The organism is Moorena producens 3L (genome assembly GCF_000211815.1).
GTDB lineage: Bacteria > Cyanobacteriota > Cyanobacteriia > Cyanobacteriales > Coleofasciculaceae > Moorena > Moorena producens.
Genome location: NZ_GL890840.1, coordinates 545,138 through 567,109, shown reverse-complemented (window position 1 = coordinate 567,109; position 21,972 = coordinate 545,138). Strand labels below are relative to the sequence as shown.

The 21,972-nt window shown below is 43.9% G+C and carries 22 protein-coding genes and 1 pseudogene; 11 read left to right on the top strand and 12 right to left on the bottom strand.

Annotation, left to right across the window (positions count from 1 at the left end):
- Positions 1-163: 163 nt before the first annotated feature.
- Both LYNGBM3L_RS08740 and LYNGBM3L_RS08735 read right to left on the bottom strand, forming a co-directional pair.
- Complete coding sequence (locus tag LYNGBM3L_RS08740; protein WP_044492501.1) at positions 164-739, bottom strand: Uma2 family endonuclease; 576 nt, start codon at positions 737-739, stop codon at positions 164-166.
- Positions 740-1,384: 645 nt separating this feature from the next.
- Positions 1,385-2,707 (bottom strand): P-loop NTPase fold protein, encoded by a 1,323-nt coding sequence (locus LYNGBM3L_RS08735; RefSeq protein ID WP_008181478.1) that lies wholly within the window; start codon positions 2,705-2,707, stop codon positions 1,385-1,387.
- Between the two features lie 369 nt (positions 2,708-3,076).
- Between LYNGBM3L_RS08735 and LYNGBM3L_RS08730 the strand changes: the two genes are divergently transcribed.
- Positions 3,077-4,024 carry an Rpn family recombination-promoting nuclease/putative transposase gene (locus LYNGBM3L_RS08730; RefSeq protein ID WP_008181476.1) on the top strand — a complete coding sequence of 316 codons (948 nt, stop codon included), beginning with the start codon at positions 3,077-3,079 and terminating at the stop codon, positions 4,022-4,024.
- 238 nt (positions 4,025-4,262) lie between these two features.
- On the opposite strand, the gene LYNGBM3L_RS08725 is transcribed toward LYNGBM3L_RS08730, so the two are convergent.
- From LYNGBM3L_RS08725 to LYNGBM3L_RS40125, 3 genes are all read right to left on the bottom strand, one after another.
- Positions 4,263-5,450 carry a GNAT family N-acetyltransferase gene (locus LYNGBM3L_RS08725; RefSeq protein WP_008181473.1) on the bottom strand — a complete coding sequence of 396 codons (1,188 nt, stop codon included), beginning with the start codon at positions 5,448-5,450 and terminating at the stop codon, positions 4,263-4,265.
- A gap of 81 nt (positions 5,451-5,531) precedes the next feature.
- Complete coding sequence (locus tag LYNGBM3L_RS40130; protein ID WP_131827015.1) at positions 5,532-5,948, bottom strand: hypothetical protein; 417 nt, start codon at positions 5,946-5,948, stop codon at positions 5,532-5,534.
- A gap of 178 nt (positions 5,949-6,126) precedes the next feature.
- On the bottom strand, positions 6,127-6,342 hold the full coding sequence (locus LYNGBM3L_RS40125; protein WP_131827014.1) for a hypothetical protein: 216 nt from the start codon (positions 6,340-6,342) through the stop codon (positions 6,127-6,129).
- Between the two features lie 366 nt (positions 6,343-6,708).
- Between LYNGBM3L_RS40125 and LYNGBM3L_RS45565 the strand changes: the two genes are divergently transcribed.
- Positions 6,709-7,836, top strand: coding sequence for a hypothetical protein (locus LYNGBM3L_RS45565; RefSeq protein WP_008181471.1), 1,128 nt, complete (start codon positions 6,709-6,711; stop codon positions 7,834-7,836).
- Between the two features lie 33 nt (positions 7,837-7,869).
- On the opposite strand, the gene LYNGBM3L_RS47135 is transcribed toward LYNGBM3L_RS45565, so the two are convergent.
- Positions 7,870-8,013 (bottom strand): hypothetical protein, encoded by a 144-nt coding sequence (locus tag LYNGBM3L_RS47135; RefSeq protein ID WP_229414379.1) that lies wholly within the window; start codon positions 8,011-8,013, stop codon positions 7,870-7,872.
- A gap of 164 nt (positions 8,014-8,177) precedes the next feature.
- Here LYNGBM3L_RS47135 and secA point away from each other — a divergent pair, with 164 nt between their 5' ends.
- Positions 8,178-10,994, top strand: coding sequence for a preprotein translocase subunit SecA (gene secA, locus LYNGBM3L_RS08715; RefSeq protein WP_008181469.1), 2,817 nt, complete (start codon positions 8,178-8,180; stop codon positions 10,992-10,994).
- 192 nt (positions 10,995-11,186) lie between these two features.
- Complete coding sequence (locus tag LYNGBM3L_RS45560; protein WP_008181467.1) at positions 11,187-11,336, top strand: hypothetical protein; 150 nt, start codon at positions 11,187-11,189, stop codon at positions 11,334-11,336.
- Here LYNGBM3L_RS45560 and LYNGBM3L_RS36140 read toward each other — a convergent pair.
- Together LYNGBM3L_RS36140 and LYNGBM3L_RS08710 are read right to left on the bottom strand one after the other, a co-directional pair.
- Positions 11,269-11,614: pseudogene (locus LYNGBM3L_RS36140) on the bottom strand (zinc ribbon domain-containing protein); the annotation flags it as partial. The gene LYNGBM3L_RS45560 and the pseudogene LYNGBM3L_RS36140 sit on opposite strands and share 68 nt — an antisense overlap.
- 369 nt (positions 11,615-11,983) lie before the next feature.
- Positions 11,984-12,817 (bottom strand): DUF3153 domain-containing protein, encoded by an 834-nt coding sequence (locus LYNGBM3L_RS08710; protein WP_008181465.1) that lies wholly within the window; start codon positions 12,815-12,817, stop codon positions 11,984-11,986.
- Positions 12,818-12,954: 137 nt separating this feature from the next.
- Between LYNGBM3L_RS08710 and LYNGBM3L_RS08705 the strand changes: the two genes are divergently transcribed.
- Positions 12,955-13,278, top strand: a complete 324-nt coding sequence (locus LYNGBM3L_RS08705; protein WP_008181460.1) for a PepSY domain-containing protein — start codon at positions 12,955-12,957, stop codon at positions 13,276-13,278.
- 20 nt (positions 13,279-13,298) lie between these two features.
- Here LYNGBM3L_RS08705 and LYNGBM3L_RS43060 read toward each other — a convergent pair whose 3' ends face one another.
- The 3 genes from LYNGBM3L_RS43060 to argB form a co-directional block, all read right to left on the bottom strand.
- Positions 13,299-13,493: a hypothetical protein gene (locus LYNGBM3L_RS43060; RefSeq protein ID WP_154659714.1), complete on the bottom strand. Its 195-nt coding sequence runs from the start codon at positions 13,491-13,493 to the stop codon at positions 13,299-13,301.
- 33 nt (positions 13,494-13,526) lie between these two features.
- Complete coding sequence (locus LYNGBM3L_RS08700; protein WP_008181458.1) at positions 13,527-14,045, bottom strand: hypothetical protein; 519 nt, start codon at positions 14,043-14,045, stop codon at positions 13,527-13,529.
- Between the two features lie 100 nt (positions 14,046-14,145).
- Positions 14,146-15,039 carry an acetylglutamate kinase gene (argB, locus tag LYNGBM3L_RS08695; protein WP_008181456.1) on the bottom strand — a complete coding sequence of 298 codons (894 nt, stop codon included), beginning with the start codon at positions 15,037-15,039 and terminating at the stop codon, positions 14,146-14,148.
- 549 nt (positions 15,040-15,588) lie between these two features.
- On the opposite strand from argB, the gene LYNGBM3L_RS08690 reads away from it, so the two are divergent.
- The 4 genes from LYNGBM3L_RS08690 (at position 15,589) to LYNGBM3L_RS08675 (ending at position 20,356) form a co-directional block, all read left to right on the top strand.
- Entirely contained in the window at positions 15,589-16,242 is a 654-nt protein-coding gene (locus LYNGBM3L_RS08690; RefSeq protein ID WP_008181455.1) for a DUF8692 domain-containing protein, read from the top strand.
- A 294-nt stretch (positions 16,243-16,536) separates the two neighbouring features.
- Complete coding sequence (locus LYNGBM3L_RS34770; protein WP_008181453.1) at positions 16,537-18,573, top strand: PAS domain-containing sensor histidine kinase; 2,037 nt, start codon at positions 16,537-16,539, stop codon at positions 18,571-18,573.
- Positions 18,574-18,593: 20 nt separating this feature from the next.
- Positions 18,594-19,043, top strand: a complete 450-nt coding sequence (locus LYNGBM3L_RS08680) for a response regulator (protein WP_008181452.1) — start codon at positions 18,594-18,596, stop codon at positions 19,041-19,043.
- 2 nt (positions 19,044-19,045) lie between these two features.
- A complete protein-coding gene (locus LYNGBM3L_RS08675) occupies positions 19,046-20,356 on the top strand; it encodes a hybrid sensor histidine kinase/response regulator (RefSeq protein ID WP_008181451.1) in 1,311 nt (436 codons plus the stop codon).
- Positions 20,357-20,415: 59 nt separating this feature from the next.
- Here LYNGBM3L_RS08675 and LYNGBM3L_RS08670 read toward each other — a convergent pair whose 3' ends face one another.
- Positions 20,416-21,243, bottom strand: a complete 828-nt coding sequence (locus tag LYNGBM3L_RS08670; protein WP_008181450.1) for an ABC transporter permease — start codon at positions 21,241-21,243, stop codon at positions 20,416-20,418.
- Between the two features lie 174 nt (positions 21,244-21,417).
- Here LYNGBM3L_RS08670 and LYNGBM3L_RS08665 point away from each other — a divergent pair, with 174 nt between their 5' ends.
- Both LYNGBM3L_RS08665 and LYNGBM3L_RS38075 read left to right on the top strand, forming a co-directional pair.
- Entirely contained in the window at positions 21,418-21,681 is a 264-nt protein-coding gene (locus tag LYNGBM3L_RS08665) for a hypothetical protein (protein WP_008177637.1), read from the top strand.
- Positions 21,682-21,749: 68 nt separating this feature from the next.
- Positions 21,750-21,968: a hypothetical protein gene (locus tag LYNGBM3L_RS38075; protein WP_229414377.1), complete on the top strand. Its 219-nt coding sequence runs from the start codon at positions 21,750-21,752 to the stop codon at positions 21,966-21,968.
- Positions 21,969-21,972 lie beyond the last annotated feature (4 nt).

Genomic DNA, 21,972 nt, shown 5'->3' with positions numbered 1-21,972 from the left:
GAGATGGGGAGATGGGGAGTGTGGGAGCGAGGATTAGTATTCACAAAAATCGTTAATTTATTGGATTTATGAGGTTGAGAAGAGTACCTCATAATAGATGCAAGAAACCCTATCAATTCTAAATTCTAAATTCTAAATTCCCTATTACCCATTACCATCGCGACTACTCAGAAATTGCCTTTCTGAAAAACCTCATTGCCTCAACTGTAGACGCCATTACTACAGACCTAGTTAACAACTCCATATCTAGGTCTGGTAACACCTCTGAGGTATAAATTCGTTCGTAACCGTCTGCTCTGAGATGATGTAAGGTAAATAGACCATCTTCCCAGAACCAGACTTCAGGTACACCCAACTCCCGATAGCGATTGAGTTTGGAGAGATTACCACTGGTAAAAACTACTTCGATAGATAAGTCTGGAATTTTCTTTGGCTTTCCGATACAATAAGACTCATCCGCTTGTGCTGAGGCTACCCCTGGTTTTTCTTGGGTAAAGCTTCCTGTAGGGGTGAACTCAATTCCCTTTTCTTCAAAGTAGATAGCTAACAGAATCCCGATCAAGCGGCTAAAGGTTTCGTGGTCTTGAGAAACTGCCAAGATTTCTACTTCTCCTCTGTAGTAGAATAACCGTATTCCTGGTGAATCAACAAAGCTCTGTTCCAGTAATTTGAATTGTTGCCAATTCATCCCAGAGTGAATCAGCCGTTGGTCTTTTGGTTTTGAGAGTGTCTGTGTCATTGCTTCCATTCCCGATTACCCATGCCCTTCCCCCCTTTTTAAGCAGGGCTGTTTAATTCTAACAAAACCCAAAGCCTAGACCGTCAGCCGTCCGCTTTTAGCTCACGCTACGTAAGCATTCAGCCGTCAGCAGTCAGCTGTCAGCCATTCCTGTCCCGTGGCCATAGGGCAAGGCTCAAGCTAAGCGAACAGCTTATTTTATTCAAAATTACGGCGTTGCTGAATCAAGGAATGAATGCGCGGACATCTGGTTTTAGTCAAGCCCCCTAAATCCCCCAATTTTGCGGTGCGACCCAAGGGCGATTTACTCGCCCATTGGAAAGCGCACCGGAAGGGACTTTGAAAGTCTTGTTCCCCCCAAAATTGGGGGGCTAGGGCGTGTCTTCAAACTCCGAGTACCCCCGTTTCCCTTAAAAAAGGGGGACTTTGAGTATGGCTCCCCCCTTAATAAGGGGGGCTGGGGGGGATCTAATATCTTGCGGAAAACTTTGAAAACACACCCTAGGGGGGCAAAACCATACCCAGAATCAGCAACGCCAAAATTACCTCAAGTAGGTTGGCCACAAGCCCCTGATAGCTGAATGCTGAATGCTGAATGCTGAATGCTGAATGCTGAATGCTGAATGCTGAATGCTTACCTAAAACCTAAGAGCTAACAGCTGAATTCTGACTAGCTTGCCACTGTTCCAAGTCTTCGATAATAATCGGATGCACATCAAACCAGGTATGGTCACCGTAATACCCTAAGACATACTTATTTTGTAAAAGTTCATCACAAATCACAATGTTGCCTTGCTTGGGCAAATGATGGGTATTGGTAGTTAAGCGACCAGTTTCGTGAACAGTAGCCAATTCCGGAAAATGATAGTCGTTGATAGTATAGGCTTTGCGTTCTTCTTGAATTGCCTCCTTAGCAATGGTTGTGTCTACATATTCCTTTCGTTTCTTCAGGGCGACCTGACAAGCCCCCCGCGCTAGTCGGATTAAATCCCGGATCACACCACCACTCTTCTCAGATAATAGATCTAAGGCATCGGGAGTGAATAGGTCTGTCTCGTTAATTTTAGCTAATCGTTTGGTAATCACAGACTTCAAGATATCTCGACCAACTTGGTTAGGGGTTGAGGTGGGACCAGAATTGCGTTCGCGTAGCGTGGCCGTAGGCCAATCGCACTGGAATACAGGCAAATTATACAAATCCAAACATTGAAAGCTTTCCATCGGTTGGCGAAAGCTAGGGGAATATCGTAAAGAAATTGGAATGGTGTAGATGATATGACACTCTAATTCTGTCAGGAGCGGACTAGCAAACATTTCCAGAGCAGTAATATAATCATGGCGATCGAGACCATCTACAATTACTAATAATTTTTGCTTGCGGTCTTTTTCAGCAGCTTTAATAATATCGTTGACGCGAGCAATGATGTCACTAACAGCAGGGCGAATGTTAAGGGTTTTGCTCATTTCCCGAGTTAATCCCCGTTTGAGAATTAACCCCAATTTTTTTAAAACCTCTGGTAACTCTAACTGTTCAGTATCTGTTTCTTTATCTTGATAAATTACAGTTGTCAGGCTATTTTCCAAATCATCCAGTAAGCGCTGATCCCGATTTGACCACCAGTCTGGTTTAATAGCTTGGCGACAAACTTCCATTCCAATCAACACCACCACCTCAGCATAACCAATATTATACCGGTCGAGAGCTGTTGCCGTATCAACCCAGATTACAGCATAATTTTCTGCTAGCTCCTGTTCAATTCGTCGCAATTCCGTTGTTTTTCCACTGCCCCGATGACCAGCTAATAAAAACTTAACTGGCTGGTCTTCCATTTCCAGAATAGGGATTAAATTTTCTACTGGACTATCCTCTCGCTGGATATAAAAGTCTCTGATTTCCTCTGGTGTCGTCAGGGGTTGCTCTGGGTTAAACAGTTGGTAAGCTGGTTTCCAATACTTGGCGTTGCTCATCGTTAAGGGGAATAGGGAGTAGGGAGTAGCGATGCAGCGCGGTCTTGGGGGTTTCCCCCATGAGCGACTGCATCAAGACGGGAGTAGGGAATAAAGTTTAGATGTACCTTAACTATCATAAACACTATACCTGAAGAAGTCAGGAGTCAGGAGTCAGGAGTTAGGAGTCAGGAGTTAGAATAACTTAATTTTTAAGTGAATTAGAAGCATTCAGCTAATTTTGACATTTATTTAAGTTTTTATTGACTTAAATAAAACTGTTTTTATACTAGTTTTGTGACTTGCAAATTTATCAAAAATATAGTATAATATTATCAAATAAATCCATTCATACATGAGCATCAATGGGGCGATTGCTCTAGCAGTGTCATGGCCTATCCACTCAAAGATAAGTACATTAGTTTACTCACCGATTTTGGCTTTAAGCGTGTCTTTGGTACTGAGCCAAATAAAGGGCTACTTATTGATTTTCTAAACACCCTTTTACCACCCCGACATCACATTGAAGATGTCACCTTCAAGAATACGGAAAATTTAGGAAATACTCCTGTAGACCGCAAAGGGATTTTTGACATCTATTGTCAATCCAAAACTGGGGAACGTTTTATAGTCGAGATTCAAAAAGCAAAACAAAACTTCTTTCAAGATAGAAGTGTTTATTATTCCACATTTCCGATCCAAGAACAAGCGCAAAAATGCGATTGGAATTATCAGTTAAAGGCGGTTTATACTGTCGGGGTGTTAGATTTTGTTTTTGACGACCATAAAGACGATAAGACAATCCTACATACCGTGGAGCTAAAAAATCAGGATTGTCAGGTATTTTATGACAAACTCAAATTCCTTTACATTGAGTTGCCCAAGTTTACCAAAACTCTAGACCAGTTAGAAACACATTTTGATAAATGGCTGTTTGTCCTAAAAAATCTCTCAGAATTAAACAATCGCCCTCAACCTTTCCAAGAGTCGGTATTCAATCAACTGTTTGATGTGGCAGAAATTGCTAACTTTTCTCGCACTGAACAGGATAACTACCAAAATAGTCTCAAATATTACCGAGACATGAATAATATTGTCGAAACTTCTAGACAAGAAGGGTTACAAGAAGGCTTGCTAAAAGGTCGAGAAGAAGGAGCACAACGAGAACGAGCACTGATACTCCGTCTGCTATCCCGTAGCTTAGGAGAAATACCCAGTGAACTGCAACAGCAAATTCATCAACTATCACTGGATCAGTTGGAAGGGTTGAGTGAAGCCTGTTTAGATTTCTCTAATCTTGAGGATTTAAGAGCTTGGTTGAATCCAACTCAAGAGTAATATCATGTTCGGTTGAACATTTATAAATAGTAGGGAACAGGGAACAGGGAACAGGGAACAGGGAACAGGGAACAGGGGATGAAGATGGAAATTACTTACCAGAAGTAAGCTATGTTTTTTGATAAATTATTATCTGAATATGATATAACAAGCCTCTGACAAATCGTGGCACAGGCTTCTAGCCTGTGACCCATAACCTGATAGCTGATAGCTGAGCGCTGAGCGCTGACTGCTTATATTAAAACATATCTGGCATCCAAGGTTCAGATCCAGAAAACAATAATGTCGCTACTGACAAAGCTTCGTTTGTGGCTTTCAAATAACCGGTAAGTTGCAGTTGTCTAGGACTATATAAACCAGTATACAAAGACGCTAAGCCTCGGATACTAATTTGAAGATCCCCATTACCTCCTGGAGTAACTTCACCTTGCCCTTGATTAACACGTAAACGGAATCTACCGTTATTAGCACTAATCAAATCATCCTCAACTTCTAAGTGTAATTCCCCATCAATTCCTACCGGATAACCTCGCTTTTCTAAGGCTTTGGGAACATCAATCACTCGTGACATCCAGTAATATCGAGTGTCAATTTTTGCCGTTTGTTCTGGTAACAGTAACATTAACGGGTCATGGGGAGAACTATACCAATACACCTGCTTGACTAGGGAGCGATGATCAGCGATAAAAGTCCAAAAACGCTTGATAGCAGCTGTGGTCAGCAATGCCCAATCGTCAATCGTAATCCGAAGCCCGTGATCGTCTTCCTGTTGAGTAAAAATAATGTAACCTTCCGGTAGAGTTTCTGAACCAATCAGATAGCTATAGATAGTTTCTTCTGGTTTTGCTACTATTGGTTTCACCAGATGTTTCCAGATAGCGTGATGGCGGTCTAAATTCCCATTGTTGGCTTGAGCTTGTTGGTGATAGATCTCCTCGAAGATCTGGTAATTCTCTGGCTCCACTCGATGCATGGGAAGATTGCGTTCGCTTAACGAAATCGTTTTGGTAGACAATTTCCACAGGCAACGGTTTCCTGCTCGTTGATAGCCTACTTTCCGGTATAGGGTGTCAGTAGAAGCATATAAAGTAGAAATTGGCACGCCCTGGTCATGGAGTTGCATGATAGTCTCAGCCATTAATTGGTAAGCTACCCCTTGACCGCGATACTCTGGCGCTACACCAACCACAGCAACTCCTGCCATCGGCACAGGTTTACCACCGTACCATTGTGCCATCGGATAAATTGCTAAATGAGCGATCGCATTTCCAGCTTGGCGAATGATGCGAAAGTTTTCAGTACCAATACGCTCAATGTAAGCCTCACAGTCACTTACGGAAACCCCAAAGCACTGAGATATAATCACCCCAATCTGCTCAAGGTCTTGTGAGTTGTCAACCGGACTATAGTCCAACCCAAGTGTCATATTAAAGAAGTTTGTATTACATATACTACTATAATACAAACTTCCCTTAATGGTGATCGATACCAATCGGATTTGAATCTTTTAGTAACGATAAAAAATCGAATCGTGCCTGCGCCTGGGAGAATATATTCTTACTCCCCTACGGTTACGATAGTAGATTTCATCGTCCCTGCGCTTGGGATAATAGACTCGCCCGCGCCCACGCCTAGGAGAATAGATTCGCACCCCCCCACGCTTAGGAGAATAGATGCGCACCCGCCCACGCCCACGCCTGGGATAATAGATGCGCCGACGCCTGCGGCGTGAACGATTCTTGTATTTACGCCCGAATGAAGAGATGAGAACGTCTCGGTTACTATCCCCAACAACGATGGGACTCTCTTGGTGCGCGTTCCCTAGGTCAGGAAACCCGACCGGGGTCGCACCGCTTTCAGCCTTAACTGGAGCGACAGGCACTAGAGCCATCAGTCCTGTGAGAAGCACAATTGAGAATTTCATATTGCTGACCTCCTGTGGAAGAGCAATGCTATTTCAGCTAGCGATAGATGAGGTAAAAGCGTCAGCTATCAGCTAAAGGCGTTTAGTTAGGTTTGTTTCACCTTTTTAGTCAGGTGTTTTTGCGGTGCGACCCCGGTCGGGTTTCCCGACCTAGGGAAGGCGCACCAAGAGAGTCGAACTAAAGATCCATCCTTGATAGCTGATAACTGATCGCTAAATACTTACACAGATAGACGAGATAGACGTAGCTTACCTTAACGAATGTTCCCATACCCCCCTCTCTGGTGGTATTTTTATGCGATCGCGAAGCGGTTCCAAAGGAACGTAAGCATTCAGCTAATGCGCTACGCGCACGCTTGGCCTTGGCCGTTGGCCACGCTACGCGAATGGCCACGCTCCTTGAGGTGCGAACAGCTATCAGCGTGTCGCGTATCAGCTCATGGGTTATGCACATTCTTATTGATGAGGAAAGCATTTTGAATAAAAGAGGTAAGCATTTGTTTAATCTGAGTTAAGTCTGCTGTTTCCTTAGCTTGAGCCTTGGCCTATGGGCACGCTAGGGGAATGGCTGAAGGCTGAAGGCTGAAGGCTGAAGGCTGAAGGCTGAAGGCTGAAGGCTGAAGGCTGATTGCTGAATGCTTACGATTACTGACCACCAACCCTCACCCCTCACCAAAATAGTTAAGAAGTGTGAAGTTTAGATCTCAAAGATGATTAAAACAGTAGATAATAATAAATTTGGCAGAAAAAGGATAATACCATGGCAGATTACCAGCAGTGGGAGGAATCGCTCGTCGCACCAATTATACGTCAGGCTCAGCAAAAACTGATGTCTCCCAGGAAATTTCATGCCCTCTGCCAACAGGTGATCAAATCTACTGGTCAAAAAAAGCTATACTTTTATCCACCACCTTCCGAGCTACTGGATGTAACTAACGGGATTACCATCAAAGAGTTAAGACAATTTTTCGACAAATTAGCCAACTATGTCAGTAGTACCTCCTCAGAAGGACACCGAGTCACACTCTACCTAAAAAGAGTGCGGCTTAGATTAGGTAGGGTAAACAAGAGATTTATTTTAGTAAAAAAAACCAGAGTATGTCAGCACAGTCCAAAATCTGTTGTAGAGCGGTGCGACCCCGGTCGGGTTTCCCGACCTAGGGAAAGCGCACCAAGAGAGGTGAAGCCTTCCAGAGAAAAATTAGAAGTCAACCCCAAGGGGTTATATTCCAAGGCCATGCTATACCAGGATTTGCCCTGCCAGGATTTGCCTACACAACCAGCTCCAATTCATCCTGAAATGCTATCTACAGGGGGAATGAAGGTTGAGGTAGAAATAGCTGGAGCTGGCATGGTTGGTCGGGTAGCTCGCCTGAGAATTAATGGCAAAGACTTGGCATTTAAAGCATTTTTTGACCCAGATTTCGTCTGGCAGCATGGTCCTTGGGCTGAAATTCCCATTGGGATTAGACTGAAATATGCTCAGGTAACGAAAAACTGTGCAGAATTCTTGTTTGCTAGTCAAGATTGGATGGTATCGGAATGGATTTATCCCGATACTAATCCCCAGTTTCGGAACAATGGCATCACTTATGAACAGTTTGCCGCTCAAGAAGGTCTAACTCAACTCAATTCATTAAATATATATAATTACAATCCATACAATATACGTCTTGATCCAGGTGGAATTCAGAAAGAATACTGGGGGAGACGCTGGCATGATTTTTTCAGAGGAATTGTCTTTTACCTCAGAAAAGTCCAGCGAGAAGGATTAAAATCCCTGACACCATACCTTTCAAAAAGAATGATTACTTACCTATTCCGGCGATTAATTGTTTTAATTTCTCCTTGGAAGAGTGACTCGATCGCAGGAATGGAAAAGCGATGATGGGATGTAAGCATTCAGCGGTCAGCGGTCAGCTTAAACTAAACCTTCCGTAGCGTCCGCCGTTCCCGTAGCGTGGGCGTAGCCCATTAGCTGATAGCACCTCAAGTAGCGTGGGCGTAGCCCATTAGCTGAATGCTGAATGCTGAATGCTGAATGCTTAAGATGGGATGATGGCATGATGGGTATCCCAAGCAAAAGAATAAGGTATAGTTGGGTCAGTGCTGAATTACCTATTACCCTATTTTCCCATATTTTGACACAGGAGTTTGGTAGTATATCTATAAAAGTGTACCTAAACGCACAATTATACATCCCACAACTATACATCTCCCTCTCCTGCTATGCTTAAGAGACTAATTGGTGATCCCAACGCACGTAAGCTCAAACGGTACCAACCTGATGTTGTAGAAGTTAACCTCCTCGAAGAAGACATCCAGCAACTATCGGATGAACAACTCAGGGGCAAAACCACAGAGTTTAAACAGCAGCTGGAGAAAGCCAACACTAGTCAAGAGCGTGATGAAATTCTTGATCAAATTCTGCCAGAAGCCTTTGCTGTAGTGCGGGAAGCAGGAAAGCGAGTGCTGGGTATGCGTCACTATGATGTCCAAGTCATGGGTGGCATTGTCCTGCACAAAGGACAAATCGCAGAGATGAAAACTGGTGAAGGAAAAACCCTGGTGGCTACTCTACCAGCTTACCTCAATGCCATCGATAGTAAAGGGGTTCACATTGTAACCGTTAACGACTACTTAGCCCGTCGGGACGCGGAATGGATGGGACAAGTTCATCGCTTCCTAGGTCTGACGGTCGGGCTGATTCAATCGGGCATGTCCCCGGTCGAGCGGCAAAAGAACTATGCCTGTGATATTACCTATAGCACCAACAGTGAGTTAGGCTTTGACTATCTCCGGGACAACATGGCCACAGCAATGTCAGATGTGGTGCAACGTCCATTTAATTATTGCATCATTGACGAAGTAGACTCAGTACTGATTGATGAGGCCAGAACCCCACTGATTATTTCTGGGCAAGTGGAGCGACCGACCGAGAAGTACATTAAGGCCGCAGAAATTGCCCGCATGCTCTATCCAGAAGATCCAGACAATGCTGAACAACTAGGACACTACGAAGTTGATGAAAAAGCCCGTAACATCTTGATGACCGATGAAGGCTTTATCGAAGCAGAGCAACTTCTAGGGGTTAAAGATTTGTACGACCCCAAAGACCCTTGGGCTCATTATATTTCCAATGCCCTGAAGGCTAAGGAACTCTTTCAGAAAGATGTCAACTATATCGTGCGGAATGGGGAAGTAGTGATTGTAGACGAGTTCACTGGCCGAGTGTTGGCAGGACGCCGGTGGAGTGATGGTCTACACCAAGCCATAGAAGCCAAGGAACGGGTAGACATTCAAAATGAAACCCAAACCCTGGCAACCATTACCTATCAGAATTTCTTCTTGCTCTATCCCAAACTCGCCGGTATGACAGGTACCGCGAAAACAGAAGAAGCGGAATTTGAAAAAATCTACAACTTGCAAGTTACGATTATTCCCACTAACAAACCCTCTAAACGTCGAGACGTTTCCGATGTGGTTTACAAGACCGAGCCAGCTAAGTGGAGGGCAGTAGCAGAAGAATGTGCTGAACTCCATGAACAAGGCCGTCCGGTGCTAGTGGGAACCACGAGTGTAGAAAAATCCGAGTTGTTGTCGGGTCTGTTAGCCGAAAAAGGGGTACCCCATAACCTGCTCAATGCTAAACCCGAAAATGTAGAGCGGGAATCAGAAATTGTGGCTCAGGCAGGACGGAAAGGAGCTTTGACTATTTCCACCAACATGGCCGGGCGAGGAACAGATATTATTTTGGGAGGTAATGCTGACTTCATGGCACGGCTGAAGCTACGGGAATATTTTATGCCCAAAATAGTGCAGCCGGAGGAAGACGAAGCCTTTGCCCCCATAGCGGTAACTACTGCCAAGCCTAAATCGGATGCTGTTGGGTTTGCTCCAGGAAAGAAACCGAAAAGCTGGAAAGTTAGCCCTCAGATTTTCCCGACCAAATTGTCCCGGGAAACGGAACAAAGCCTAAAAGAGGCAGTAAATTTTGCAGTTGAACAATATGGACAGCAGAGTTTACCGGAACTAGAAGCAGAAGAGAAATTAGCGATCGCTTCAGAAAATGCTCCCACCAATGACCCAGTTATTCAAAAGCTGCGGGAAGTCTATAAAGCAATTCGAGGGGAATATGACGCATTCACCACCCGAGAACATGATGAGGTGGTAGAAAAAGGTGGCCTGCACGTTGTTGGTACTGAACGTCATGAATCCCGCCGTATTGATAACCAGCTCAGAGGACGAGCTGGACGGCAAGGGGACCCCGGTTCTACCCGATTTTTCCTCAGTTTGGAAGACAATCTGCTGCGGATATTCGGAGGCGATCGCGTAGCAAAAATGATGGATATGTTCCGGGTTGAGGAAGATATGCCCATCGAATCCGGGATGCTCACCAGCTCCTTAGAAAATGCCCAGAAGAAAGTGGAAACCTTCTACTACGATACCCGGAAGCAGGTATTTGAGTATGACGAGGTAATGAACAACCAACGGCGGGCAATTTATGCAGAAAGACGGCGAGTGCTGGAAGGACTAGACCTCAAAGAACAAGTCATCCAGTATGCCGAAAAGACTATGAGTGATATTGTAGACGCCTACGTTAACCCAGAGTTACCACCAGAAGAGTGGGATTTAGAGAGCTTGGTAGGAAAGGTCAAAGAATTTGTCTACTTACTGCAAGATCTAGAACCACAGCATCTAGAAGATATGACGGTCGGGGAAATCAAAACCTTCCTCCATGAAGAAGTCCGCAAAGCCTACGATATCAAGGAAGCTCAAGTCGATCAAATTCAGCCAGGACTAATGCGGCAAGCGGAGCGATTCTTTATCTTGAATCAAATCGATAACCTCTGGCGAGAGCATTTACAATCCATGGATGCCCTAAGGGAGTCAGTGGGATTACGAGGTTATGGCCAAAAAGACCCCCTGATTGAGTATAAGCAGGAAGGCTATGAGATGTTCTTGGAAATGATGATCGATATCCGCCGCAATGTGGTATTCTCCCTGTTCCAGTTCCAGCCACAAATGCAACCACAAGCAGTTTGATGTCTTATGTAGAATGTAGAATGTAGAATGCAGAATTAAGAATGTAGAATGTAGAATGCAGAATTAAGAATGTAGAATGTAGAATGCAGAATTAAGAATGTAGAATGTAGAATGTAGAATTCCAAATTCTTAATTCTTAATTCTTAATTCTTAATTCTTAATTCTTAATTCAAAAATGTTGCACTTAACTCTATGGTCGAATCAACTTTCGTTCTGCCTGACGATACTGAGCAATCTTTCTGGCTCGTTGCAAAGGAATTTGACACTCCCCGGTCTAAAGACGCGGGGATTCTTTGTTCACAGAACCGTCTTGCTCAACCAGGTCGGAACCAGGAAGAGTAGAGGACAGTTCTCCGAAAGCGTTTCGGTCTAAGACCAGGGTTCCGATGTGCCCCACCGTACCCAATGCTATGGGCGAGGATGTTAATGGCGGCGTTATGGTCTCGTTCGCGTAGCGTCGCCTTCGGCGAATCTAACTGACATCCACACTTACAAATATGGGTTCTAGTTGATAGAGACTTTTTCACAATTTCGCCGCACTCAGAACAATTCTGGCTAGTATAAGCAGGATTTACTGCAACCGTTATCCTGCCAAATTTATTACCAAAGTGCTCCAACCACAATTATTCATAAGATGATAGAAAGTTAACGTAAGCATTCAGCTATCAGCGTGTCGCGTATCAGCTTATGGGCTATGGGCACGCTACTTGATGTGCTTATGGGCACACTTTGCCAAAGGCCAATGGTTGACTGCTGAATGCTTAGATGGGCTTTTACCCAGACTTTCAATTTGATAAAATCTCGAACTGTTAAATTTTTTGGTTCGAGGTTTATTTTAAGCATTAGGCTGTTCGCGTAGCGTGAGCCAAAGGCTCACGGCTGACAGCTAACGGCTGAATGCTTACCAGTTAATGTTGATTAACTTAGTGGTTAAGAAACCAATAGCTATTACTGGTTTCTCTAACTGGTATAACTCTAACTGGTTTAAACTACATCACCTTTGATGGTATTGCTGGTTGATTAGTTTCAGTTCTTTCCCAGGGGAAAGACTTGTATTTTATGTAGAAACCACCTAATACCACCAGTATGATAATAATCATACCAATACCTAGGAAACTGGGTAGCCAAAATGCCACTTCGATATGGTTAATTTGACCAGGTTGCAGTGTCCAAACTAGCTGATGTCCATCATCATAAATTTTGGGGCTAATGACATTGGGGGATTTCTCAATACTGTGTGCTCCCCAAGGGGTCTCTAGGCTAAACTGCAAATCGAACAGTGAACCAGCAGTAACCACAATCTTGCCATTATCAGAGTTGATTACCCCTAGGCTGCGCAAATCCAGGTCATAGCTTAAGTGATTTCGTTGCACCACCAGAAAGTTGTTTTGATCTAGGCGTAAATTAGAGTTAAAACTGGGGTTACTATCACTCTCTGGTGCTAATCGGGCATCTTCTGGGTGACCAACTGGGTTAAAAAACTGCTCAAACTTGGATACTAATTCCTTACCGTTGTTAAAGGGAATTGCGATCGCAATTTCTCGGTCTGAGAGGCGCTGAGTTTTCCCCTGAAGCTGCTTTGCCCGACTTTCGAGACTTCTGAGCCATTCAGTCGCTTCAGCATCGCTCAACTTTGTCAGCTGTTCTCCAAGCTTGATCTGCTGGACAATCTTGCCATGGTGTTCACCGTCAAACCTGACCCCAAGATCATATTTGACACAACCAGACAGTAGCACTGATGCCAGCACAATCACCCCCAGAACCCGTAAATGCCCCAGAGTTCCACTAACCAACTGCCTTAAACTCACAAAATTTAACTTCACCAACCCTTCTCCTTTTTTTCTTAGTGTCCTTAGGGATTTCTTAAACAATAGGTCGATTTGTTACATACATAACCCAAAACTGATACCATAACATGCTGTAATCATGTTATAGAATATCAAAAACCAGCCGAAATCCTATGAATCAGCCTACTTTACGTAAACTGCATAGTACCTTAGCTCCAATCATCTTACTGCCTTTCATGATCACAGCAATCACCGGGATAGCCTATCGATTAGGGAGAAGCTGGTTTGGGCTTTCCAAAGATCAAGCCCACTTTTTAATGGTGATTCACGAAGGAAGATTCCTTGGTGATCAACTGAGGCCAATTTATGTACTTTTAAATGGTTTAGGATTACTTTTTATGTTAATTACAGGTATAGTAATGTATTGGAGAAGTATCAGCAAGAAAGGTCTTTTTTCTAGCAAAGCGATGGATAAAAAAACCGCCCCAGATAGTTAATCAACTGACTATAGCAGTTTTTAATTCGGTGAGGTACATTTTTCTAGGGAGCAGGGAGCAGGGAGCAGGGAATCGGGAATCGGGAATCGGAACCCACCCCTAACCCCTCCCAGGAGGGGAACGGGAATCGGGAATCGGGAATCGGGAATCGGGAGCGGTGCGACCCGCGCTTTTTGCGACGCGGTGCGACCCACCCAACCCTTGGATTTAAGCAAAGTTAAAAAAACAGTCTCTGCTAGCTAGTCATATCAAAGCCCAAACCAAATCAATCCACCCAGGGTTAAACTCACCAAACCAACAGCTAGCCAGACGAATTGATTATCCTTAGTGTTAATCTCAGCAGGATCTAGGGGTTCTGGTACCAAGCCTAGGCTAGGCTGCTTGCGTCCGCTAAAAGACCTATAATTCACATAACTCTCCCGGTCGTCACTTTCTGTGATCGCACCTAAGTCAGGAATGTTGGTCATCCATTCTGCTGGTCTAGTAAGCTGAGGAGCTTGCAGAATATAGAGTAAATTTTTGCCTTCTTTGGAGGTTTCTAGGTCAGGATGGCTAGTCAGCTGTTGACATAGTGCGATCGCTTCCGCTTTTTGCCCAGCTGCCTCATAAGCCATCACCAACCACATTTGCACCTCTCCCCCGAGCCCAGAGGATAGATTTACCAAATTCCTGGCTGTGGTCAAATGCTCTATAGAAGCACGATACTCTCCTCGTTCAAATGCAGCTTTTCCTGACTGGTACTCTAGGGAAAATTTTTCATTAGCCATTAGTCATTCTTTAATTATTAATTGTTAATAATTAATTATTGTTAATTGTTAATTTTAATTTTCAATTAACAATTTCTTAGTTGCCATTGGCCATTTGTGCTTAGTTGGTAAATGCTGATCCGACAATCATCGAACCGATTCCTTCATCGGTGAAGATTTCCAGGAGCAGGGCATGGGGAATGCGACCATCAATAATATGAGCCGCACGTACCCCTTGAGCAAGCGATCGCACGCAGCAGTTTACCTTAGGAATCATCCCACCAGACACTACCCCACTCTCAATCAACTGCCGTGATTGTTGAATATCTAGCTGAGGAATCAGGCTAGATGGGTCTTTAGGATCCTTCAAAATCCCAGCGGTATCAGTCAGCAAGATCAGCTTTTCTGCTTCTAAAGCAGCTGCGATCGCACCAGCCACCGTGTCAGCGTTGATATTGTAAGCTTGGCCAGTATCATCAGCCGCCACGCTAGACACTACTGGAATGTAGCCACTATTGACCAAAGACTCTACTAGCCGCACATCCACAGTGCTCACTTCCCCAACAAAGCCAATACCCTCTTGACCTTCTGGGCGTGCTACGAATAAGTTACCATCTTTGCCACACAGCCCAACAGCATTACCACCGGCGTAGTTAATCCCAGAGACCAACTCTTTATTCACCCGACCCACCAGCACCATTTCCACTACATCCATCGTGGCAGCATCGGTCACCCGCAGACCATTCTTAAATTGTGGCTCAATCCCTAATTTCCCCAGCCAGCTATTGATTTCCGGACCACCACCGTGGATAACGACTGGTCGTACACCTACACAAGCTAAGAATACAATATCCCGGATCACCTGTTCTTTGAGATTGCTGTCTTTCATTGCCGCACCACCATACTTAACCACGACTGTGCGACCAGCAAACTTTTGGATGTAGGGTAGTGCTTCACTGAGTACCCGCACGCGGGTTGCTTCAGTTTCCCTAATGTACTCTTGAGTATAGAGCATAGGCAATCACTGAAATCTATAATCACATCCACAGCAGTTTAAATCATTTTCATGGCTTAGGGCTAGATGGAATCACACCCTCCTTAAGAATTGGAACAGACAAAGCTTCAGGGGAACAGAGGTAGAGCTGTTTTCTTCTCGTAAAAGATAGATGGGTCAGATGGTCAGATGGTGATATGGGTATAATTTTCGACCCGACTCCCGACTCCCTCGGTGCGCTTTCCGTTGGCGAATTAAATTCGCCACGGGTCGCACCGCTCCCGACTCCCGACTCCAATTAACCTAGGACGAGGTACCTCACCCAGATTGAAATCAGATAGTTTTTAGAAAAAATTGCGGATTTACAAGCAAAAGCCAAGACTAATTTAACAGAAGAAAACAAGGCTAACAGCTTCAACCAGGGCTTTATATTAAATTTACCTTAATGGTAAATTAGTAATCAGTAATTTTTCCTCACTACTACCGAGCAATGACCGATTACCATTAGCTCCTGTGTTAGCTTAAGTATATAGCCCAACAAACAATTGCTTATTTACCTGTTTCACCTCGATGCTGAAAATCCTTATAAAACAGCTGCGCCACGATAATTATATTCTTTGGTATAACAGCTTAGTTATTATACTATTTTTAGTTTTAAGTATCTATGTCAAGATTCAGGACAGGGGTTATATAGTCGTAGGACTTTTTGATGATCCTTTTCTTCTCAATCGCCCCTACATCGGCACTTTATCAGCTGTGTCTGAATTAATGTGGTGCGTAGTAGTAACCATTTGTTTATGGTGCTGGTTATTGCTGAACAAAATCCAGCCCAATCAAAAAATAAATCGATTTCTTTTATACTCTGCCCTTGGCATTGGAATATTATTAATTGATGATGTCTTCAGGATTAATTTAATACTAGCAAAACAAGGGATTTCCAAAGCGCCGGTGTATTTTATGTATGGCATAGGTGCCATCCTCTATGGATTAGCTTTTTGGAGGATAATTCGAGCTACACCATATATACTCCTGATGATTGCGGCAATTTTATTTGTCATATCTGGTTTGGTGGACTTCTCCCATTTGTCAGGAAAAGGAACCCGAGCCATGCTAGAAGATGCCACTCGGTTATTGGGTATTATGAACATCACTCTCTATTTCAGCCAGGTATGCTGGCAGGTGATGCTGCAATCTTGGAATAGAAAGAGAAATCGAGCTATCTAATTCCTAAATTGGGATTTAAAGTTCTCTGGGCAAAGAGTTATGGGGCAAGTTAAAATTCCGTAATTTCACAGATTTACAGTCGGTGGTCAAAACGTTAACAATATAAGAACTAAGTGTGTCTTAGTGTCCTCGGAGGTGATTACCTTCTTGATACCCAGTTCCACTTCAAAAGGGAATTAACTCCAACGGATAAGTGGGAGATCTGCTACTTGGTACGAAACCAAGCTGGTTAATCTGACCATTGCTGTTACCGTCGGTGCTGCTGGAAATTCTTGCCCAATTGACCAACGGCATATGCTCAAAACCTTACAAGACATGTTCTCCGGTCATTATCTATCCCAGGAGCATTGCTATGTCTGGAAGCCTGAATTAGTTGGACTTCATGCTGGATCGGATTTGCTAATTGCCCTATCCTATTACTCTATTCTGCTGTTGCTGATCTATTGTTGGTCTCAAAACCAAGATCTGCCATTACTCAAGATTTTATTACTATTTAGTGCCTGGGTTTTGTTCTGTGGCAACAGTCACTTGCTGGAGGTCTGGAGAATTTGGCATCCCGATTATTGGCTCTCTGGTTTAGTCAAAGGGACTAGTGCCATACTTTCTCTTTCTAGCGCGATCGCACTAGTAGTAGTGATGCCAAAAGTCTTAGCATTCTCCAGTCGAGCTCCACTAGAAGCGACTAACACAGCTCTGGAAAAGGAAATTGCTGAACGTAAGCAAACCGTAGAAGAACTACTGAGATCCCAACAAACCTTGTCCCTCTTGGTAGAGCAAACTCCTCTTGGTTTCATTGAGTGGAGCCTGGATGGTGAAGTGATGCAGTGGAACCATGTAGCCGAGAAAATTTTTGGCTATTCCAAGATGGAAGCCTTTGGACATCGTGCCCATCAATTGATCAAGCCGCAATCTTCCGTAGAGCAGTTCCAGCGAGTTCTGCAAGACTGTTTGAATTTTCAGTATAGCAACTGCATTACCGAAAACTACCATCCACAAGATGGCAGTAGTATATTTTGCCAGTGGCACAATGCTCCCTTAATTGAATCTGATGGCACCATCATCGGAGTGGTGTCCGTGGTACAGGATATCACGAAGCGCAAGCTAGAGGATGATGTCCTCACCCAAGCCTATGAAGAGTTAGAACAACGAATATTAGAACGGACAAAGCAACTAGCAGCAGCTAATCAAGTCTTAAAAGCTGAAATCAGAGAGCGACGCCAGGTTGAGTCGGAATTAGGCAACAACCTAGAGCTGCTTAACCGATTTTTGGAATATGTACCCGCAGCTATTGCCATGTTCGATCAGCAGATGAGGTACCAGTTTGTTAGTCGCAACTGGTACTCAGAGTACAACATATCTGATGACAACATCATTGGCAAAAGCTACTACGAGGTATTTCCAGAAACTCCTGAGGGTTGGAAGAAAATACACCAACGGTGCTTAGAGGGTTATTCAGCAGAGTGTGAAGAAGATTTGTTTATTCGCGCTAATGGTGAACAACAGTGGCTCAAGTGGGAAATCGGTCCTTGGGTTGACATTGCTGGGAAAATTAGCGGTATCATTATGAGTACTGAGGTGATTACAGAGCGTAAAGAAGCTCAAGAGGCCCTCAAACGACTTAATCAAGATTTATCCCAATCTAATCGTGAGTTAGAACAGTTTGCTTACGTGGCTTCCCATGATTTACAAGAACCACTGCGAGCCATTAGTAGCTACACCCAACTCTTAGCTAAAAAATACCAGAGTAACCTGGATGCTCAAGCAGATAAGTATATTCATTACATCGTAGATGGCGCTACTAACATGCAGCAGTTAATCCAAGATCTGCTGAGTTTTTCTCGGGTGGGAACCCATGGTAAAGAATTAGCAGCTACTGACTGTGAGGTAGTACTGAATCGGGTTTTAGACAATTTAAATGTAGCGATTATCGAGAGCGATGCCATAGTTACCCATGACTCCTTACCTGTAGTTATGGGGGATGATATACAACTGAGTCAACTTCTGCAAAATCTGATCGGTAATGCCATTAAGTTTCGCAGCCAAGAGCTACCCAGAGTCCATATTTCAGCGGAACTGAAGGCTAAAGAATTTATCTTTTCAGTTCGTGATAATGGTATTGGTATTGAGCCTGAATACTTTGAGCGCATCTTCACTATTTTCCAGCGCTTGCATACCCGCCGTGAGTATCCCGGCACAGGCATTGGTCTAGCAGTTTGTAAGAAGATTGTAGAGCGTCATGGCGGAAAAATTTGGGTAGAGTCAGAGCTAGGAGTAGGCACAACATTTTACTTCTCAATACCACAGCATCACCAGGATTTAAACATTATCTAGAAATTTCAGGAACTGGCATCATGAATATTATCACAAATACTCAACCAATTGATATTCTGCTGGTAGAAGATTCGTCGAGTGATGCCGAACTCATTTTAGAGGCATTATGTGATAGCAACCTATCTAGTAACTTTCATTGGGTTGATGATGGTGCTAAAGCGATCGCATTCCTCCGTCAGCAGGGAAAATATCAGGAAGCCCCACGTCCACATTTAATTTTTCTGGATCTGAATTTACCTAAAAAAGATGGTCGCGAGGTTCTCCAAGAAATCAAGGAAGACCCCCAGATAAGTACGATACCAATTATTATATTAACCACATCTGACTCTCAGCAAGATATTATCAATACTTACAGGCTAAAAGCTAACTGCTACATTTGTAAACCCATTGATTGGGAAAATTTTCTGTCGATGGTGAAGCAGATTGAAGAATTTTGGTTAGACCTTGTTAGACTGCCATCATATCAATAAATATGGACACCAATTCCCTGAAAATACTCCTAGTAGAAGATAACCCAGCTGATGCGGATCTTCTCCAAATCATTTTAACTGATGCCCAAGAGATTCAGTGGTCACTGGTGCAGGTAGAAAAGTTACAAGATGCTATTGATTCTCTCAGTAAACATCATTTTGATATAATCTTGTTAGACCTATCGTTACCGGATAAACAGGGATTGATTACAGTCACAAAAACCCACGAGGTAGTACCGGATTTACCCATTGTGGTGTTAACGGGTCTTAATGATAGAGTGACCGCCCTAGAAGCTTTACGAAAAGGAGCACAAGATTATTTAGTCAAGGGCAAAATTGATAGTGAATTGCTGATCCGCACCATTCGCTATGCTATTGAGCGAGCCAATACTATGAAGCAGCTTCGACAAAGTGAGGAGCAATTGCAACGACTCAATGAAGAATTAGAGCATCGCGTTGCGGAACAAACTGATGAATTAAGGCAAAAAAATCAGTACCTGCAACGGGAAATTGCCAGTCGGAAGTGCTTGGAAGAAGAACTTCGTCAGGCGTTGAATAAAGAAAAAGAACTCAATGACCTCAAATCTCGGATTGTTTCTGTCGTTTCTCATGAATATCGCACCCCACTAGCCACCATCCTCTCTTCGACAGAATTACTAGAACATTATAGTCATAAATGGTCTTCCGAAAAAAAGCGACGTCATTTTCAGCGGATTCAAACCACGGTTCAACATCTGACTAAGTTAGTGAGTGATGTACTGCTATTCAGTAAAGCTGAGGCAGGAAAATTGGAATTCAAACCATTACCTATAGATGTGGTAGCCTTCTGTAAGGAAATTGTCGAAGAATTTAAACTAACAGCTAATACTGGGTTGACTATTAACTTTAACTGTACAAATAATTCAAAGGAAACCTCCTGCTGTATTAATCAGGGTTGGTTTGAAAAAGCTGATCTAGATGAAAAACTATTGCGGCAAATTCTGTCTAATTTGCTCTCCAATGGGATTAAGTATTCACCGGATGGGGGTGATATCCAATTTGATCTGATCATGAGTGATCATAGTACTATGTTCCGGATCCAAGATTCCGGAATTGGCATCCCCCCAGAAGACCAAGAACGGTTATTTGAGGCTTTTCAGCGCAGTAGTAATGTTGGTACTATCTCTGGTACCGGACTAGGATTAGCAATTGTCAAAAAATGTGTCAATCTCCACGGTGGTGAGATTTGTGTAGATAGTGAAGTGGGAGTTGGTACAGCCTTTACGGTCACATTACCATTACACTCATCCCGTTCTTCAGGTGTTAGGTCTTAGGTTAATAGTGGTTAGTCGTTAACGCTTAATACCTACTGTAAGCGTGTAAGTGTGCCTAATCAGTCTTGCTGGTGAGCGAATTGGTGAGCACCAAATAGAGAAAGTGCGATCGCAAACCCCAGCAGAATCGGTATCGCATACCAGGGAAACTCAGACACAGGTAAGTAAGCAGCAGCCCGGAGTCCAGTGCTGGTATAACTTAGAGGCAATAGATAGACAATCACTTTTAGGGCTGTAGGTAAGGTGCCTGGGTCAAAAAATGTCCCACCTAGGAAGGACATCGGCACAATTAAGAAGTTGTTGAAAAGACCAACCATTTCCAAGGATTTGACATTCAATCCCACTATCACCCCTAAACCGGCAAACACAGCACAATTAAGCACTAGCAACAATAAAAATAAGGGATTGAGAAAACTCCATACTTTCCCAGTAAACAGCACTGCGACTAAAATCACTGAAGCAGATGTCATTAATCCCCGCAAAATCCCCGCCATCATTTTGCCGACATGCAAGGCTAAGGGATGCACTGGCATCAACAAGGTTTCCTCAAAGGTTTTCGTGTATAGCCGATCACCGCAAATGGAAAAGGTGGTGCCAGCAAAGCTAATGGTCATAGACGACAGCGCCACCATTCCTGGCAGAATAAATTCTAAATAGGATTCACCAACTGGGGGAACCATTGTCCGATCTAAGGTACTCCCTAGACCGAGACCAAATGCCAATATGTAGATCAGTGGGGAGATTAGCCCACTAGCAACAACTTGGGTGGCTCGCACCCGTAATTTTAGCCAGTCCCCCCACAAAACCGTGAGGCTGTCTGTGACGATAGTCGGTAACTGGGACCCTTTTATGGTGTTTTGATGGGGCAGTGATAGATTGGATTTCACAGTATCCGTTTAAATTAAGTTAATTTTCCTTTACATTACTAAATGTTATCACTGACCCTGAGCACCATTGTCATTAATCGTAGGGTGGGCAGTGCCTAGGCTGTTCACTCTAGGACTTGATTGATGGGATGAGTTCATGCATAATCTGTGTGAAGAGGTTGCCAGGATCTGCCCATGATACAAGGATACAAAAGCTCAATTGAGCGTCTGGCCAATTTATTTAAGCAAAGCCGTGATCGTTGGAAGCAAAGAGCGAGTGAGAAGCAAAAGAAATTGCGAGCACAAGAAATCCGGATTCGGGACTTAGAGAAAAGTCGAGCCCTGTGGAAACGACGAGCCCAGATAGCGGAAAAGGAAGTGCGAGGGTATCGTCAACAGACCTCATCCCCATCGCTTAGCCCCCTGTCTGATCAGACAGCAGTCCCCCCCCGTCCTTAGGCGGCTCTGCCACCGTTGGGATCGTTGAAACCCAAGGCACCCTGTTAGCCAGCCACCATTATGGAGCATTGACGATTAGCTTAGCCATCTCGTTTGTGGTTGAAAGTTTAAGCAGTTTCCGGGGAGCCTCGAAAAATTTTGCCCTATTGAGTCGGTTCATCGGTCAAATTTTACCGAGTTATAGTAGTATTCGGCAATGGGTATTGCGGATGGGACTATACTTGCTACAGCGTCCGTGCGAGTATCGTCACGACTGGCTATACATTGCCGATCTTACCCTGAATTAGGGGC